Origin of the sequence: Micromonospora parathelypteridis (genome assembly GCF_014201145.1) — a bacterium.
GTDB lineage: Bacteria > Actinomycetota > Actinomycetes > Mycobacteriales > Micromonosporaceae > Micromonospora > Micromonospora parathelypteridis.
On record NZ_JACHDP010000001.1, the window covers coordinates 4540979 to 4556987 of the forward strand.

Consider the following 16009-nt stretch of genomic DNA (forward strand, 5'->3'; position numbering starts at 1 on the left):
CGCCGCAGCATATTGGACAGACGCCAGCCCGGGGATACGAATATGAGGCGTCCCCGGCCTACTCCGGGACGCGCCGGTAGGCGCCGTCGCTGGCCGAGGTGGCCATCGAGGCGTACGCGCGCAACGCCGCCGACACCGGGCGCTGCCGGTCGGTCGGGGTGTACGGCTTGTCGCGCTTCTCCTCGGCCACCCGACGCGCCTCCAGCTCGTCGGCCGGCACGTTCAGCTCGATGGACCGACCGGGGATGTCGATGACGATCTCGTCGCCGTCGCGGACCAGGGCGATCAGCCCACCGGAGGCGGCCTCGGGGGAGACGTGCCCGATGGAGAGCCCGGAGGTTCCGCCGGAGAATCGGCCGTCGGTCAGCAGCGCACAGGAGCGACCCAGCCCTCGTCCCTTGAGGAACGAGGTGGGGTAGAGCATCTCCTGCATGCCGGGGCCGCCCTTCGGGCCCTCGTACCGGATCACCACGACGTCCCCGGCGACGACCTGCTTGGCGAGGATCGCGGTCACCGCGTCGTCCTGCGACTCGTAGACCTTCGCGGGGCCGCGGAAGGTCAGGCAGTCGTCCGGCACGCCGGCGGTCTTCACGACGGAGCCTTCCGGGGCCAGGTTGCCGTGCAGGATGGCCAGCCCACCGTCGGCGGAGTAGGCGTGCTCGCGATCCCGGATGCAGCCGCCGGCCGCGTCGGTGTCCAACGTGGACCACCGGTTGGTGGTGGAGAACGGCTCGGTGGTCCGCACCCCGCCCGGGGCGGCGTGGAACAGCTCGACCGCCGTCGGCGTCGGGGAACCGCCGCGCACGTCCCAGTCGGTCAGCCACTGGGCCAGCGAGGGGGAGTGCACGGCGTGCACGTCCCGGTTGAGCTGCCCGGCCCGGTCCAGTTCGCCGAGGATCGCCGGGATGCCGCCGGCCCGGTGCACGTCCTCCATGTGGTAGTTCGGCGAGTTCGGTGCGACCTTGGCCAGGCACGGCACCCGCCGGGAGATGGCGTCGATGTCGGTGACGCCGAAGTCCATCTCCGCCTCGCGGGCGGCGGCGAGCAGGTGCAGCACCGTGTTGGTGGAGCCGCCCATCGCCACGTCCAGGGCGACCGCGTTCTCGAAGGCGGCCTTGGAGGCGACCGTGCGGGGCAGCACCGAGTCGTCGTCGCCGTCGTACCACCGCTTGGAGATCTCCACGATGGTGCGGCCCGCCTCGACGAAGAGGGACCGGCGCGCGGCGTGGGTGGCCAGCGTCGAACCGTTGCCGGGCAGCGCCAGCCCGATCGCCTCGGTGAGGCAGTTCATCGAGTTGGCGGTGAACATGCCGGAGCACGACCCGCAGGTCGGGCAGGCGGACCGTTCGATCTCGCCGAGCTGCTCGTCGGTGACCGCCTCGTTCGAGGAGGCGATCATCGCGTCGATCAGGTCGATCTTGCTGTGCACGACGCCCTCGATGGCCATCGTCTTGCCGGCCTCCATGGGACCACCGGAGACGAAGACGGTCGGGATGTTGAGGCGCAGCGCGGCCAGCAGCATCCCGGGCGTGATCTTGTCGCAGTTGGAGATGCAGACCAGGGCGTCCGCGCAGTGCGCGTTGACCATGTATTCCACCGCGTCGGCGATCAACTCGCGGCTGGGCAGCGAGTAGAGCATGCCGCCGTGGCCCATCGCGATGCCGTCGTCTACCGCGATGGTGTTGAACTCCCGGCCCACCCCGCCGGCCTCGGCGACCGCGTCGGCGACCAGGCCACCCATGTCCTTGAGATGTACGTGACCAGGCACGAACTGGGTGAAACTGTTGGCGATGGCGACGATCGGCTTGCCGAAATCGTCGTCGGTCATCCCGGTGGCCCGCCAGAGGGCCCGGGCGCCGGCCATCGTCCGACCGTGTGTGGAGGTCCTCGACCGCAGCTCAGGCATGCGTACCAGCATGACACCGCTGCCGCACCGACCCTCCCCCGTATGCGCCGTGTCCCAACAGATGCACACCCAGCCCCCCACGGCGTGCGCCCATCCGGCACTCTTGGGAGCGTGCAACTCCCCCCGGGCATGGTCGCTGTCGCGGCGCTCAGCGGGCTCGTCGCCGCTGCGGCTGCCGTGCTGCTGACCGTGGTCGCCCGGCGGCGTACGGGGGCGCGTCGGCCGGCACACGTGCTGCTCGCGGCGGCCGCCGGGGGTGCCCTGCTCAGCCTGCTGGTCGGGGTTGTCGCCGCGCTCAGCGCAAACGACCACTGGGCCCACGAGCAGGGGCAGCGGACGGGCTGGGCGACCGCGGTGGCGATCGGCGCGGCGGTGAGCGGGCTGGCCTTCGCGGCCGGTCTGCTCCGGCTGCCCGGGGTGGCCGCCACCGCGGCGGGAACCTCGCGGCTCGCCCTGGACGGCTTGGTCATGGCAGCCGCGCTGTGGTTCGTCGGCTGGGTGCTCTTCTCCGAGCCCACCCGGTTGCTCGGCGCCGCCACCCCGACGGCCTGCCCGGCGATCCTGCTGGCCACGGTGAGCGCCGCGCTCGGCGCCGGGCTCGCCGTGATCGTCATCTTCCGGGCCGCTGCCCCCCGCGGACGGCTCGCCGCGCTCGGCTTCGGCATCAGCGCGGTGAGCTGCGGTGGGCTGGGTCTCAGCGCCGGGCTCTGCCAGGGCGGGCCGACCATGGCGCTGACCGGCGCGGCGGTGCTCGCCACCGGCCTGCTGACCGTCGCGCTCGCCGTGCACCGGGCCGACCGGCCAGGGCAGGTCGAGTTGGACCTCGTCGGTCGCGACGGCGAATACGCGATCGCCCCGATGCTCGCGATGGCCGCCTCGGCGATGTACCACCTCGGCCAGGACGGCCGGTTCACCGCGGCGGGCATCGTGGCCGGCAGCGTCGAGGGCTTCGCCCTGGTGGCACGGCAGTACCTCACCCTCCGCGACGTCCGGGGGTACGCGGACCGCCTGGCCGAGCGGGAGGCGCACTTCCGCGAGCTGGCGCACACCGACCCGCTGACGTCGTTGGCCAACCGTCGTGGGCTGCTCCGCGCACTGCACAACAGCGCCGCGGCGGGCACCCCGTGCGTGCTGCTCGGTCTCGACCTGGACGGCTTCAAGAACGTCAACGACATGCGTGGCCACGACGTGGGCGACGCGGTGCTGGCCGAGGTGGGCCGGCGGCTGCGCGGCAACCTGCGCCCCGGCGACGTGGCCGCCCGGCTGGGCGGCGACGAGTTCGCCGTACTCATGCAGGGCCGGCAAGCCGAGGCGGACCGCGTCGCCGAGCGGTTGCTCGGGGTGCTCAACCGGCCGTACGACGAGCCGGAGGGGCCGGTCTTCCTGTCGGTGAGCATCGGGGTGGCCGGGTGGGCCGACGAGCCGGATGTGGAGCTGCTGCTGCGCCACGCCGACCTGGCCCTGCGCTACGCCAAGCAGCGTGGCAAGAACCGGATCGAGCGCTACGACGCCGCGTACGACCAGCTGCTGCGCCGACGAACGACGGTGGAGCACGAACTGCGCGGCGCCATCGACCGCGACGAGCTGCGGTTGGCCTTCCAGCCGGTGGCGTCGCTGCCGTCGGTGCGGCCGGTCGGCGCCGAGGCGCTGCTGCGCTGGCACCACCCGGAGCTGGGCAACGTCGGTCCGGACGAGTTCATCCCGCTCGCCGAGGAGTGCGGGATGATCGCCCCGCTGGGCGCCTGGGTGCTGCACCAGGCCTGCTACCAGCTCTCCCGGTGGCTGGCGGACGGGCACGACGTCTGGGTGTCGGTCAACGTCTCCCCGCGCGAGCTGCACGCCCCGGAGTACGTGGTCCAGGTCGCCGAGGCGCTGCGCGCCCACCACGTGCCGCCGCAGCGGCTGGTGCTGGAAGTCACCGAGCACGCGGTCGCCACCGACCTGGACGAGCTGATCCGGCGGCTGACCGCGCTACGGCTGACCGGTGTCCGGATCGCGCTGGACGACTTCGGGGCCGGCTACTCCTCGCTGGGGCAGTTGCGCCGGCTGCCGATCGACATTCTGAAGATCGACCACAGCCTGGTGGCCGAGCACGAGCCGGTCCGCCCGATCGGTCAGGACGGTCCGGCGTTCGCGCCGATGGTCGACATCGTCATGCGACTGGGCCACCAGTTGGGGCTGGAGGTGATCGCCGAGGGGGTGACCACACCGACCGAGCTGGCCGCGGTGGTGGCCGCCGGCTGCCGGTTCGGCCAGGGCGCGCTCTTCGGCTGGGGGGTGCCGGCCGAGCACCTGGAGGCGATGCTGGAGGCGGCCACCTCGCCGGGCGCGCGGCCCGCGCCAATGCCCGCGCCACGTCGTGTTGCGCACGGGTCCGGGCAGGTCACCCCAACCGCCGCTGGCGCGTCGCCGGCCGACGCGCCGACCGCCGTTGACCAACATATGGGATCAGTTGACTCATCGCGTGAGATGCGTCAGGCTTAGCCGCATGTCGTCGTACCGGTCGCTGCGAGTACTTACCTGAGCGCACTCTCCCTCATCGAGAGTGCGCTGGCCCCGTGCATCTGCACGAGGGCCGTTTTTATTGCCATCGGAACCTGGCGAGGCGGGCCCCGCCCGTGTCGCAACGCTTGACTAGCCACCAGCCACTCCAGCCGAAGGCCAGAACCGCCATGACGAGACCCACGCCCGAGACCCTCGCCCACACCGCCCGCCGGGCCCGCGCGGCCGCCGACCCGAGCGTCGACGTCGACCCGGCCGCCGCGCGAAGCGCGGCCACCCCGACCGTCCCGGCGGTACGGCCCTCCGCTCCGGCCCAGGTCTCCGGGGCCGGCTCGCTTGTGCGGTCCCTTGAGGCGCTCGGCGTCGACGTCGTCTTCGGCATCCCGGGCGGCGCGATCCTGCCGGCCTACGACCCGCTCTACGACTCCACCGTCCGGCACATCCTGGTGCGGCACGAGCAGGGCGCGGGGCACGCGGCGACCGGGTACGCGCAGGCCACCGGCAAGGTCGGTGTCTGCATGGCCACCTCCGGCCCGGGGGCGACGAACCTGGTCACCCCGATCGCCGACGCGTACATGGACTCGGTGGCGATGGTGGCGATCACCGGGCAGGTGGCTCGCCCGTCGATCGGCACCGACGCCTTCCAGGAGGCGGACATCCAGGGCATCACCCTGCCGATCACCAAGCACAACTTCCTCGTCCAGAGCGCCGAGGAGATCCCGCGGGTGTTGGCCGAGGCGTTCCACCTGGCCAGCAGTGGGCGACCCGGCCCGGTGCTGGTCGACATCCCCAAGGACGTGCTGCAGGCGCCGACCACCTTCGCCTGGCCGCCCACCCTGGACCTGCCCGGCTACCGGCCCACCCTGCACCCGCACGGCAAGCAGATCCGGGAGGCGGCGCGGCTGATGGCCGCCGCCCGCCGGCCGGTGCTGTACGTGGGCGGCGGGGTGCTCAAGGCCGGCGCGACCGACGGGCTGCGCCGGCTGGCCGAGCTGACCGGCATCCCGGTCGTCACCACGCTGATGGCGCTCGGCGCGTTCCCCGACTCGCATCAGCAGCACCTGGGCATGCCCGGCATGCACGGCACGGTCGCTGCGGTCTACGGCCTGCAGAAGGCCGATCTGATCGTCGCTCTGGGCGCACGGTTCGACGACCGGGTCACCGGCAAGCTGGACTCGTTCGCCCCGGACGCGACAGTGGTGCACGCGGACATCGACCCGGCGGAGATCGGCAAGAACCGGCACGTGGACGTGCCGATCGTCGGGGACGCCAAGCACGTCATCGACGAGCTGATCGCCGCGGTGACGGTCGAACGGTCGGCGGGGCACACCACCGACCTGGGCGACTGGTGGACTCAGCTGGACGACCTGCGCAACCGCTACCCGCTGGGCTACGACGAGCCGGCCGACGGCACGCTCTCCCCGCAGTACGTGATCAAGCGCCTGGGCGAGATCGTCGGCCCCGACGCGATCTTCGTTGCCGGGGTGGGCCAGCACCAGATGTGGGCGTCCCAGTTCATCTCCTACGAGAAGCCGTACACCTGGTTGAACTCCGGCGGCCTCGGCACGATGGGCTACGCGGTGCCGGCGGCGATGGGCGCCAAGGTCGGCAAGCCGGACACGGTGGTCTGGGCCGTGGACGGTGACGGCTGCTTCCAGATGACCAACCAGGAGCTGGCCACCTGCGCGTTGGAGGGCATCCCGGTCAAGATCGCCGTCATCAACAACGGCAATCTCGGCATGGTCCGGCAGTGGCAGACCCTGTTCTACAACGAGCGCTACTCCAACACCGAGCTCGGCACCCACAAGCACCGCATTCCTGACTTCGTCAAGCTTGCCGAGGCGCTGGGCTGCATCGGGTTGCGCTGCGAGAACGCGGCCGACGTGGACAAGACCATCGCCGCCGCCATGGAGATCAACGACGCCCCGGTGGTGATCGACTTCGTGGTCGGCAAGGACGCGATGGTCTGGCCGATGGTCGCTGCCGGCACCAGCAACGACGAGATCATGTTCGCCCGCGGCGTCCGCCCGGCCTTCGACGAGGATGACATCTGATGACGATGCACACCCTGTCCGTGCTCGTGGAGAATAAGCCGGGTGTCCTGGCCCGGGTCTCCGGCCTGTTCTCCCGGCGCGGGTTCAACATCGACAGCCTCGCCGTGGGCGAGACCGAGAACCCGGACGTCTCCCGGATCACCATCGTGGTCAACGCGGAGTCGTCCCCGCTGGAGCAGGTCACCAAGCAGCTGAACAAGCTGGTCAACGTGCTCAAGATCGTTGAGCTGGACCCGCAGGTTTCGGTTGCCCGGGAGCTGCTGCTGGTGAAGGTCCGCGCCGACCGGTCCGCGCGGTCCCAGGTGCTGGAGACCGTCAACCTGTTCCGCGCCCGGGTGGTCGACGTCGCACCCGACACGCTGACCATCGAGGCCACCGGCACCCCTGACAAGCTCGACGCGCTGCTACGCGACCTCGAGTCCTTCGGCATCAAGGAAATGGTCCAGTCCGGGTTGGTGGCGATCGGGCGCGGCTCGCGTTCGATCACCGCCGGTCCCGCTCTCCGGGCCGCCTGAACCGACCCATCCGCACCAACCACGACGGGCCAACGGGCCGTCGTACCGAAAGGGAAGTTCTCATGAGCGTTGAGGTGTACTACGACGACGATGCCGACCTCGGCCTGATCCAGGCCAAGAAGGTCGCGGTGATCGGCTACGGCAGCCAGGGCCACGCCCACGCGCTGTCGCTGCGTGACTCCGGCGTCGACGTGGTGATCGGTCTGCCGGAGGGCTCGAAGAGCCGTCCCAAGGCCGAGGAGCAGGGCCTTCGGGTGGTCACGCCGGCGCAGGCCGCCGCCGAGGCCGACGTGATCATGGTGCTCGCACCGGACACCGCCCAGCGGTCCCTCTACACCGAGTCGATCGCGCCGCACCTCGCCCCCGGCAAGGCGATTTTCTTCGGTCACGGCTTCAACATCCGCTACGGCCTGATCAAGCCGCCGGCCGAGGTGGACGTGGCGATGGTCGCGCCGAAGGGCCCCGGCCACCTGGTCCGCCGCCAGTACGCGGACGGCAAGGGCGTGCCCTGTCTCGTCGCCGTCGAGCAGGACGCCAGCGGCAACGCGCTCGCGCTCGCCCTCGCGTACGCCAAGGGCATCGGCGGCACCCGCGCCGGCGCGATCAGGACCACCTTCACCGAGGAGACCGAGACCGACCTCTTCGGCGAGCAGGCGGTGCTCTGCGGCGGAGCCTCGGCGCTGGTGCAGACCGGTTTCGAGGTGCTCACCGAGGCGGGCTACGCCCCGGAGATCGCCTACTTCGAGTGCCTGCACGAGCTGAAGCTGATCGTCGACCTCATGTACGAGGGCGGCATCGCGAAGATGCGCTACAGCATCTCCGACACCGCCGAGTACGGCGACCTCTCCCGCGGCCACCGCATCATCGACTCCCGGGTCAAGGACGAGATGCGCAAGATCCTGGGCGAGATCCAGTCCGGCGAGTTCGCCCGCGAGTGGGTCGCCGAGGACGAGGCCGGCCGGCCCAACTTCACCAAGTGGCAGGCCGAGGGTGCGGCGCACCCGATCGAGGAGACCGGCAAGAAGCTGCGCGGCATGATGAGCTGGGTCGACCGCCCGATCACCGAAACCGCCTGACATCGCGGCGCGACCGCCCGGCCGTCCAGAAACGGCCGGGCGGTCCCCGCGCCTCGTCAGTCGCCCTGGACCGCCCTGGCCTCATCGGCCGTCCAGACAGCCTCCTCGTACCGGCCGGCGGTGTGGAGAACGCCGGCCAACGTGCGCAGCGCGGCGACCAACCAGTCGCGGTACCGGACGGGATCGTGCTCTGCCAGCCAACGGGCCTGCGCCACCGCCTCCTCGGCCGTCGTCACGGCCGCCTCCGGTTCGCCGAGCTCCGCGTGGCACACGGCGATCACGAGCAGCAGTCGGCCGAGCGTCGGCCGGGCCCGTAGCGGCTCCCACCGGGCCCAGAGGGTCAGATCCTCGCGGGCGGTCGCTGCCAGAGTCAGCGCCTGCGCCCACCGTCTGTCGGCGCTGAGGGACTCGACCAGCCCGGTCACCGCGAGGAGTCGGGCGGGCATGTACCGCAACCGCGCCCAGCCGGGTAGCCGCCGGAAGATCTCCACCGCCTCCTCACGAGCGGCCAGTGCCTCGGCCGGCGCGTCCAGCTCCGCCCGGCAGTCGCCGAGCACGGTGAGCGACCGGGCCAACCCCGTACGCTCTCGGAGGCCGAACGGCGCGCAGCGCAGCCAGGTCGCCCGTGCCCGCTCAGCGAGCGGCAGCGCGTCCTGCGCGGCGGTCGGTGCGAGCAGGTTGGCCATCATCAGGTGCGCTGCGGCCAGGACGACGAGACCCTCCCGGTCGGTCGTGTCCTCGACGTACCCGACCGCCTCCCAGCCCTGTTCGAGCGCCGAGGTCATGGTGCGGTCGTCGGGGACCGAACCCTGCGCGACGAGCGCCCGCGCGAGCCCCACCTCGTGCCGGCCCGGGCGGTCCCGGACGAGCCGGCGGTAGAGCGTGGCCGCCTCGTCCGCGGCGGCGGTGCGCCGGAGCACGAAGCTGCGCCGGATTTTCACCTGGTGGGACCGGGTGATCAACGCCTCGGCCAGCATCGGACCGAACCGCGCGAGATCGACGCGGGTCAGCTGTCGAAGCAGCGTGATGCGCACGGCGAGCGGCACGATGGCTCCTCCTGCGGGGGCTGTGCCTCCGTTTGTAGCCGGCCAGGGCAACCATGTCGGCCCGGTGAACGGCTGATGTCCGTCGCTCGACCCGCGTGTGAGGGCCCTCACCCCGAAGACCGGAACATGCCGGGCAGCGAGGCCCCTACGATCGCGGGTAGGTGTGCAGCCGGCACCTGACGGCCACGGCACGGATCAGCGCAGGGCGCAGTGCGGCGCCCCGCCGCCCGAGCCGATCGCAAACACGACCTCTACGAGGACCGATGAATCCTGTCGTACTGATCGCCGAAGAACTCGCCCCCGCCGCCATCGAGGTGCTCGCCCACGACTTCGACGTCCGTCACGTCGACGGCACCGACCGTCCGGCCCTGCTCTCGGCGCTCTCCGAGGCCGACGCAGTCATCGTGCGCAGCGCGACCCAGATCGACGCCGAGGCCATCGCCGCCGCGCCGCGACTCAAGGTGGTCGCCCGGGCGGGCGTCGGGCTGGACAACGTCGAGGTGCCGGCCGCCACCGCCCGGGGCGTGATGGTCGTCAACGCCCCCACCTCCAACATCGTCTCCGCCGCCGAGCAGGCCGTCGCGCTGTTGCTCGCCGTCGCCCGTAACACCGCCAGCGCCAGTTCCGCGCTGAAGGCGGGGGAGTGGAAGCGGTCGAAGTACACCGGCGTAGAGGTGCAGGGCAAGACCGTCGGCGTGGTCGGGCTCGGTCGCATCGGGGTGCTCTTCGCGCAGCGCATCGCCGCGTTCGGCACCCGGCTGATCGCGTACGACCCGTACATCCAGCCGGCTCGTGCGGCGCAGCTCGGCGTACGCCTGGTGGGGCTTGAGGAGTTGCTGCGGGAGAGCGACTTCATCTCCATCCACCTGCCCAAGACGCCGGAGACGGTCGGCCTGATCGGTGAGAAGGAGCTGGCGATCGTCAAGCCTGGCGTTCGCATCGTCAACGCCGCCCGTGGTGGTCTTGTCGACGAGCAGGCGCTCGCGAACGCGATCGCCGAGGGTCGGGTCGCCGGCGCCGGTGTCGACGTGTACAGCAAGGAGCCGTGCACCTCCTCGCCGCTGTTCGCCTTCGACAACGTGGTGGCCACCCCGCACCTCGGCGCCTCCACCCACGAGGCGCAGGACAAGGCCGGTCTCGCCGTGGCCAAGAGCGTCAAGCTCGCGTTGCAGGGCGAGTTCGTTCCGGATGCGGTCAACGTGCAGGCCGGCGGCGTGGTCGCCGAGGACGTCCGGCCGCTGCTGCCCCTGGCGGAGAAGCTCGGCCGGGCATTCACCGCGGTCGCCGGTGGGATCGCCGCCAGCGTCTCGGTCGAGGTACGCGGCGAGATCGTCAGCCATGACGTGTCGGTGCTCAAGCTCGCCGCCACCAAGGGGCTGTTCAGCTCCGTGGTCGAGGAGCAGGTCACCTACGTCAACGCCCCGCACCTGGCCGCCGAGCGTGGCGTCGAGGTCACCCTGGCGTCGCTGGCCGAGACGGCCGAGCAGCCCAGCCTGGTCACGGTGCGTGGCGCGCTGCCGGACGGCCGGACGGTCAGCGTCTCCGGCACGGTCACCCACTCCGGTGCGAAGGACGTCCTCAAGCTCACCGAGGTGGACGGCTTCGACGTGGAGATCGGCGCGGAGGGCATCCTGCTCTTCCTGCGCTACGCCGACCGGCCCGGTGTCGTCGGCACGGTCGGCACGCTGCTCGGCGAGTCGGGCATCAACATCGCCGCGATGCAGGTGGCCCGGCGTGAGGCGGGCGGCGAGACGCTGATGACGCTCACCGTCGACCAGGCGCTCGGCGCCGACCTGCTCACCTCGGCCGCCGATTCGATCGGCGCCACGGCGGCCAGCGCCGCCGACCTGCGCGACGAGTAGTCAACGGCAAGCATCATGGGGGCCCGGCGATCCGCTGGGCCCCTTGTCGTACCCCCGGGGGTGGGGTCGAACCCGCGCCGGGCCGGGTCAGCCGGGCCGGGGCCGCTGGGCTGGGTCAGCCGGGCAGTCGAGCTGGGGGCGGGTAGACCGAGCCGTCCTGGGGGTCGAACAGCATCAGCCCGTGCTCGCCGGCCAGCCGCTCGATGTCGAGTAGCACCTGGTCCGCGCAGGTCGGGTGCAGGTTCAGCTCGACATGGTCGTGGGCGGCGTGCAGTGGTGCCACCGCCCACGGGCTGTCCGGCCCGGGGTGACGGTCCGGATAGGAGGCGGTGATCGCCCGGTAGAAGCTGACCACCCGCGGGTCCGGGTAACGGTCCACGTGTCGCCCCTGCCGGCAACCGTCGACCGCTGTCCGTACGTCCTCGGGCGTCGCCCCGTCCTCCAGGGCCCACACGCTCAGATCGAAACTCACGGCGGATAGCGTGCCATCCGCCGTTCACCATGTCGAAACTGCCTCGCCGCCGGTCAACCGTCGATTTCCGCGGCCTCCGCTCGCGACGGTCCGCTGTAGAGACTCTTGCGTAGAGTTGCGTCGATTCGCTAGCGTACGCACTGCGGTCACTGGCCGAGTTCGAGGCGCCGGCCCGTCTTCGGGTGGCGCGGTCGACGTCCGGCCCGACCGGTCCGCACCCCTCGATTGTGCGAGCCACGCGCACTCGTCGCTGACCGGCCCCCACGGTCGTTGCCGAGAGCGTGGGGGCCGATCGCATGCCGATCAGCTGACCGAGGGGCTGCCGAGGGCGAAGCCGTCCGGAACACAGCGGTGCGGCGGCCTCGAAGCGGCGACGTCCCGCTCAGCGCCGGTGTGCGAAGAGCGCGCGATAGTCCGAGTTTCCCTTGAACCACGCCAGGCCGGTGGGGCCGGCGGCGTAGAGCGCGGTGGCGTAGGCGTCGGCGATCGCCAGGTCGGGGCCCACGACGGTCGCGGCGACGAGTTGGTCGGCCGGCTCGCCGGTGTGCGGGTCCACCACGTGCCCCTGCCGCCCGCTCACCCCGGAGGTGCCGACCGCGCCAGCGGTCATCTCCAGCACCAGCGGCGCGCGCTCGGGCGCGGTCGGGTGGTGCACCGCGACCCGCCAGGGGCCACCGTGCGGCGCGCGGCCGCGGACAACGAGGTCAGCGCCGGTGAGTACGGCGTAGTCGTGGATGCCGGCGGCACGAAGCCTCTCGGCGACGCGTTCCACCGCCCAGCCGCCGAGCAGGCCGCCCGGGTCGAAACCGCCGGGTACCGCCCAGGCGTCGAACCACCCGTCGGTGGCCGCGCGCATCGCCGTGCAGCGGTCCACCAGGTCGGCGAGCGGAGGGTACGAGTCAGGGCCGATCTCGCCTCGACGCAGCCGGGAGACCAGGCTCTCCGGCCGATTGGGGCCGTAGGTGAGGTCGATGGCGCGCAGTTCCGCGACGCTGTCCCGCAGAGCCTCGCCCACGCCCCGGCGGCCGAGCCACTCGGGGGCGTTGAGGAGAAGTGTGTACTCGGCGGTCGCGGTGCGTACGGTGTGCTGCACCGCGATCCGGCCTTCGGTGGCGCCGGTCGGGTCGATGCGGTTCCGGCGGCTGCCGAGTCGAAGGTCCGGCCGGCGGTTGCGGAACGCCGACGGGTCCGGCCAGCGGGTCCGCGGCTGCTCGTCGATGCGCATGGCATCTGCCCCCTCGCACTTGGCGCCGCGTCGTCGCGACCGGTCGTCAGCAGGCCGCCGTGACCCGCCGACTACCACGGTAGGCAGCGGAGATGACCGCCTCATGAGTCTCAGCTGAGAGGGTGCTGTGCATCCGGGCGTCCCAAATCGTGGACGCCACGTACCGGGAGGCGGGACGGCGACGTACCGTTGCCCGGACCGAAAACGTTGAGCAGAGGAGTGCGGTCGTGGCGCGGATCGCGGTGTTGGCCGGGGACGGCATCGGGCCCGAGGTGGTCGCGCAGGCCCGCAAGGTCCTCGACGCGGTGCTACCCGACGTGCAGGCCACCGAGTATGACCTCGGTGCGGCCCGCTGGCACCGTACCGGAGAGGTTCTGCCCGACTCGGTGCTGGCCGAGCTGGCCGGGCACGACGCGATCCTGCTCGGCGCGGTCGGTGACCCCACGGTTCCGCCGGGTGTGCTCGAGCGGGGGTTGCTGCTCAAGCTCCGGTTCGCCTTCGACCAGTACGTCAACCTGCGCCCGTCCCGGCTCTGGCCCGGGGTCGTCGGCCCGTTGGGCAACGTGAAGCCCGGGGAGGTCGACCTCGTGGTGGTCCGCGAGGGCACCGAGGGCCTCTACGCCGGGGCCGGTGGTTCGCTGCACCGGGACACTCCCGCCGAGGTCGCCACGGAGGAGAGCCTGAACACCCGGCACGGCGTGGAACGCGTGATCCGCGACGCGTTCGCCCGCGCCGACCGCCGGGAACGGCGCAAGGTCACCCTGGTGCACAAGACCAACGTGCTCACCCACGCCGGGTCGCTCTGGGCGCGCACCTTCGACGCGGTCGCCGCCGAGCATCCGGACATCGCCACGGAATACCAGCACGTCGACGCGGCCGCCATGTTCCTGGTCACCCAGCCGCAGCGCTACGACGTGGTGGTCACCGACAACCTCTTCGGCGACATCCTTACCGACATCGCCGCCGCCGTCACCGGTGGGATCGGGCTGGCCGCCAGTGGCTGCATCAACCCCGAGGGGGCGTACCCCTCGATGTTCGAGCCGGTGCACGGCTCGGCGCCCGACATCGCCGGGCAGGGCATCGCCGACCCGGTCGCCGCGGTGCTCTCCGCCGCTCTGCTGCTGGAGCAGCTCGGGCACCCGGAGGCCGCGGCCCGGGTCAACGCGGCGGTCGCCGCCGAGCTGGCCAGCCGGGTTCCGGGCGTGACGCTGCGTACCGAAGAGGTCGGGGACCGGCTCGCTGCCCACGCCGTAGCGTGATCGCCCCGGCGTAGACCTGGCCGGGCGAACCGTCTCGCCCGACCGGCGCTACCCGCTGAACGACCGTTCGGGGTAAGTTTCTGGCACAGCCAAATCGGTGTGCGGTCCCGCATGCCGTTGTCCCGCAGGGAGGTCAGCGCGATGAGCGGTGGTGACAAGCTCGACTTCGAGATCCGTCCGAATTCCGCGCCGGTATCCGCCGCCGATCGGGCCGCCCTGCTGGCCAACCCCGGATTCGGCCGAGTCTTCACCGACCACATGGTCACGGTCCGCTACGCCGAGGGCAAGGGTTGGTACGACGCCCGGGTGGAGGCACGCGGGCCGATCCCGATGGACCCGGCCAGCGCGGTGCTGCACTACGCGCAGGAGATCTTCGAGGGCCTGAAGGCGTACCGCACGGCCGACGGCGGCGTGACGATGTTCCGGCCGGACGCCAACGCCGCCCGCTTCGTCACCTCGGCGCAGCGGATGGCGATGCCGGTGCTGCCGCCCGAGGTGTTCGTCGACTCACTGCACAAGCTCATCGAGATCGACCAGGAGTGGATCCCCACCGGAGCGGACGGCAGCCTCTACCTGCGGCCGTTCATGTTCGCCAGTGAGGTCTTCCTCGGCGTCCGCCCGGCCAACGAATACCTCTACATGGTGATCGCCTCGCCCGTCGGGGCGTACTTCACCGGTGGGGTCAAGCCGGTCACCGTCTGGGTCTCTCCGGACTACACCCGTGCCGCACCCGGCGGCACCGGCGCGGCCAAGTGCGGCGGTAACTACGCCGCGTCGCTGGCGGCCCAGGCGGAGGCCATCGAGGCCGGCTGCGACCAGGTCGTCTTCCTGGACGCGGTGGAGCGCCGGTTCGTCGACGAGTTGGGCGGCATGAACGTCTTCTTCGTCTACGACGACGACACGGTGGTCACCCCGCCGCTGACCGGCACGATCCTGCCGGGCATCACCCGCGACGCCGTCCTCACGCTGGCCGAGTCGGCCGGGCATCAGGTCGAGGAACGGCCGGTCAGCTTCGCCGACTGGCAGGCCGACGCTGCCAGCGGTCGCCTCCGGGAGGTGTTCGCGTGCGGCACCGCCGCGGTGGTCACCCCGATCGGTGGCGTCCGCTTCCCGGACGGCGAGTTCCTGATCGGCGGCGGTGAGCCCGGCCGGGTCACCATGGCACTGCGTCAGCAGTTGGTGGACATCCAGCGCGGCCAGGCGGCCGACCCGCACGGCTGGGTGCAGCGGGTCCTCTGACCTCCACCACTGCGCCGGCCCGTCCAGACGGACGAGCCGGCGCAGTCGGCCCGGACCTCGACGGTCTACGCCTCGGCGGGCTCGTCGAGTAGGTGGTCGCGGAGGGCGGCGAGCTGCTCGTCGGTCACCCCGGCGTGCCGCAGGTACGCCTCGACGGACCCGTACCCCTCGCGCAGCTCGTCGAGGAAGATCTGCATCGCCTCGGCGGGTGAGGCCAGGAACGGCGCCGGCACGTCCACGCCGTTCGGGGTGGTGGCGGCCAGCCAGGCACTGTACCGAGCCGACGCCTCGGTGGTGAGCGCGTAGTCCGCGGCCACGTCCGCGTCGTCGACGCCGAGCACGGCGAGGGTCAGCGCGCAGACGATGCCGGTGCGGTCCTTCCCGGCGACGCAGTGCACCACCACCGGGGCGTTGGCGGAGTCGGCGATCAGCCCGACCGCCTCGGCCAGCCCGGCGGTGCCGGTCTGTGCCAGGTCGGCGTAACGGTCCGCGAGGTAGCGGGCCAGGCTGGCGCCCTCCTCGTGCGGCGTACCCATCCAGTCGGCGTGCTCCGGGTGGATGTGCCGGTAGGTCAGCCCCTGGTACGCCGGCACCCGGCCGTCCCGCTCCACCTCGCTGGGGCGACGCAGGTCGATGACGGTGCGGATCCCGATCGCGGCGAACGCGTCCCCGTCCTGTTCGGTGAGGCGGTGCAGCGAGTCGGAACGGTAGAGCCGGCCCCGGCGTACGGGTCGGTCGTCGTGGCCGAGGTAGCCACCGACGTCGCGGAAGTTGAAGGTGGCGGGTAGCGAGATCTGGCGGTTGTCGTCGATGGCGTCCACGCTCACACCGTAACGGCCGGTGGGGCCGCACC

The 16009-nt window shown here is 71.8% G+C and carries 12 protein-coding genes; 7 read left to right on the forward strand and 5 right to left on the reverse strand.

From position 1 onward, the window contains the following. Positions 1-58 precede the first annotated feature (58 nt). Positions 59-1906: a dihydroxy-acid dehydratase gene (ilvD, locus tag HNR20_RS20465; RefSeq protein WP_184182229.1), complete on the reverse strand. Its 1848-nt coding sequence runs from the start codon at positions 1904-1906 to the stop codon at positions 59-61. A 129-nt stretch (positions 1907-2035) separates the two neighbouring features. Here ilvD and HNR20_RS20470 point away from each other — a divergent pair, with 129 nt between their 5' ends. From HNR20_RS20470 to ilvC, 4 genes are all read left to right on the forward strand, one after another. Next, the gene (locus tag HNR20_RS20470; protein WP_221310814.1) at positions 2036-4390 is read left to right on the forward strand and encodes a putative bifunctional diguanylate cyclase/phosphodiesterase; all 2355 of its coding nucleotides are present in this window, start codon (positions 2036-2038) and stop codon (positions 4388-4390) included. A 188-nt stretch (positions 4391-4578) separates the two neighbouring features. After that, on the forward strand, positions 4579-6462 hold the full coding sequence (locus HNR20_RS20475) for an acetolactate synthase large subunit (RefSeq protein ID WP_184182233.1): 1884 nt from the start codon (positions 4579-4581) through the stop codon (positions 6460-6462). Next, positions 6462-6977: an acetolactate synthase small subunit gene (ilvN, locus tag HNR20_RS20480; RefSeq protein ID WP_124815780.1), complete on the forward strand. Its 516-nt coding sequence runs from the start codon at positions 6462-6464 to the stop codon at positions 6975-6977. The genes HNR20_RS20475 and ilvN overlap by 1 nt, the downstream gene beginning before the upstream one ends. A 62-nt stretch (positions 6978-7039) precedes the next feature. Continuing rightward, positions 7040-8053, forward strand: coding sequence for a ketol-acid reductoisomerase (gene ilvC, locus HNR20_RS20485; RefSeq protein WP_184182235.1), 1014 nt, complete (start codon positions 7040-7042; stop codon positions 8051-8053). Positions 8054-8109: 56 nt separating this feature from the next. Here the strand turns inward: ilvC and HNR20_RS20490 are convergent, their stop codons facing one another. Next, positions 8110-9099, reverse strand: coding sequence for a hypothetical protein (locus HNR20_RS20490; RefSeq protein ID WP_184182237.1), 990 nt, complete (start codon positions 9097-9099; stop codon positions 8110-8112). 263 nt (positions 9100-9362) lie between these two features. Here HNR20_RS20490 and serA point away from each other — a divergent pair, with 263 nt between their 5' ends. Then, positions 9363-10961, forward strand: a complete 1599-nt coding sequence (serA, locus tag HNR20_RS20495; protein WP_184182239.1) for a phosphoglycerate dehydrogenase — start codon at positions 9363-9365, stop codon at positions 10959-10961. A 115-nt stretch (positions 10962-11076) separates the two neighbouring features. Here serA and HNR20_RS20500 read toward each other — a convergent pair whose 3' ends face one another. Both HNR20_RS20500 and HNR20_RS20505 read right to left on the reverse strand, forming a co-directional pair. Beyond that, the gene (locus tag HNR20_RS20500; protein WP_030337238.1) at positions 11077-11433 is read right to left on the reverse strand and encodes a hypothetical protein; all 357 of its coding nucleotides are present in this window, start codon (positions 11431-11433) and stop codon (positions 11077-11079) included. 382 nt (positions 11434-11815) lie between these two features. Beyond that, positions 11816-12658, reverse strand: a complete 843-nt coding sequence (locus HNR20_RS20505; RefSeq protein ID WP_184182241.1) for an FAD:protein FMN transferase — start codon at positions 12656-12658, stop codon at positions 11816-11818. A gap of 227 nt (positions 12659-12885) precedes the next feature. Here HNR20_RS20505 and HNR20_RS20510 point away from each other — a divergent pair, with 227 nt between their 5' ends. After that, entirely contained in the window at positions 12886-13917 is a 1032-nt protein-coding gene (locus tag HNR20_RS20510) for a 3-isopropylmalate dehydrogenase (protein WP_184182243.1), read from the forward strand. Between the two features lie 141 nt (positions 13918-14058). Continuing rightward, the gene (locus HNR20_RS20515) at positions 14059-15156 is read left to right on the forward strand and encodes a branched-chain amino acid aminotransferase (RefSeq protein WP_184182245.1); all 1098 of its coding nucleotides are present in this window, start codon (positions 14059-14061) and stop codon (positions 15154-15156) included. Positions 15157-15221: 65 nt separating this feature from the next. On the opposite strand, the gene HNR20_RS20520 is transcribed toward HNR20_RS20515, so the two are convergent. Further along, positions 15222-15977: a tyrosine-protein phosphatase gene (locus HNR20_RS20520; protein ID WP_229687457.1), complete on the reverse strand. Its 756-nt coding sequence runs from the start codon at positions 15975-15977 to the stop codon at positions 15222-15224. Positions 15978-16009: the final 32 nt, after the last annotated feature.

Excerpts from the sequence above, each read along its gene's own strand:
- ilvD (WP_184182229.1), bottom strand. The coding sequence starts at position 1,906 with ATGCCTGAGCTGCGGTCGAGGACCTCCACACACGGTCGGACGATGGCC.
- HNR20_RS20470 (WP_221310814.1), top strand. The coding sequence starts at position 2,036 with ATGGTCGCTGTCGCGGCGCTCAGCGGGCTCGTCGCCGCTGCGGCTGCC.
- HNR20_RS20475 (WP_184182233.1), top strand. The coding sequence starts at position 4,579 with ATGACGAGACCCACGCCCGAGACCCTCGCCCACACCGCCCGCCGGGCC.
- ilvN (WP_124815780.1), top strand. The coding sequence starts at position 6,462 with ATGACGATGCACACCCTGTCCGTGCTCGTGGAGAATAAGCCGGGTGTC.
- ilvC (WP_184182235.1), top strand. The coding sequence starts at position 7,040 with ATGAGCGTTGAGGTGTACTACGACGACGATGCCGACCTCGGCCTGATC.
- serA (WP_184182239.1), top strand. The coding sequence starts at position 9,363 with ATGAATCCTGTCGTACTGATCGCCGAAGAACTCGCCCCCGCCGCCATC.
- HNR20_RS20505 (WP_184182241.1), bottom strand. The coding sequence starts at position 12,658 with ATGCGCATCGACGAGCAGCCGCGGACCCGCTGGCCGGACCCGTCGGCG.
- HNR20_RS20515 (WP_184182245.1), top strand. The coding sequence starts at position 14,059 with ATGAGCGGTGGTGACAAGCTCGACTTCGAGATCCGTCCGAATTCCGCG.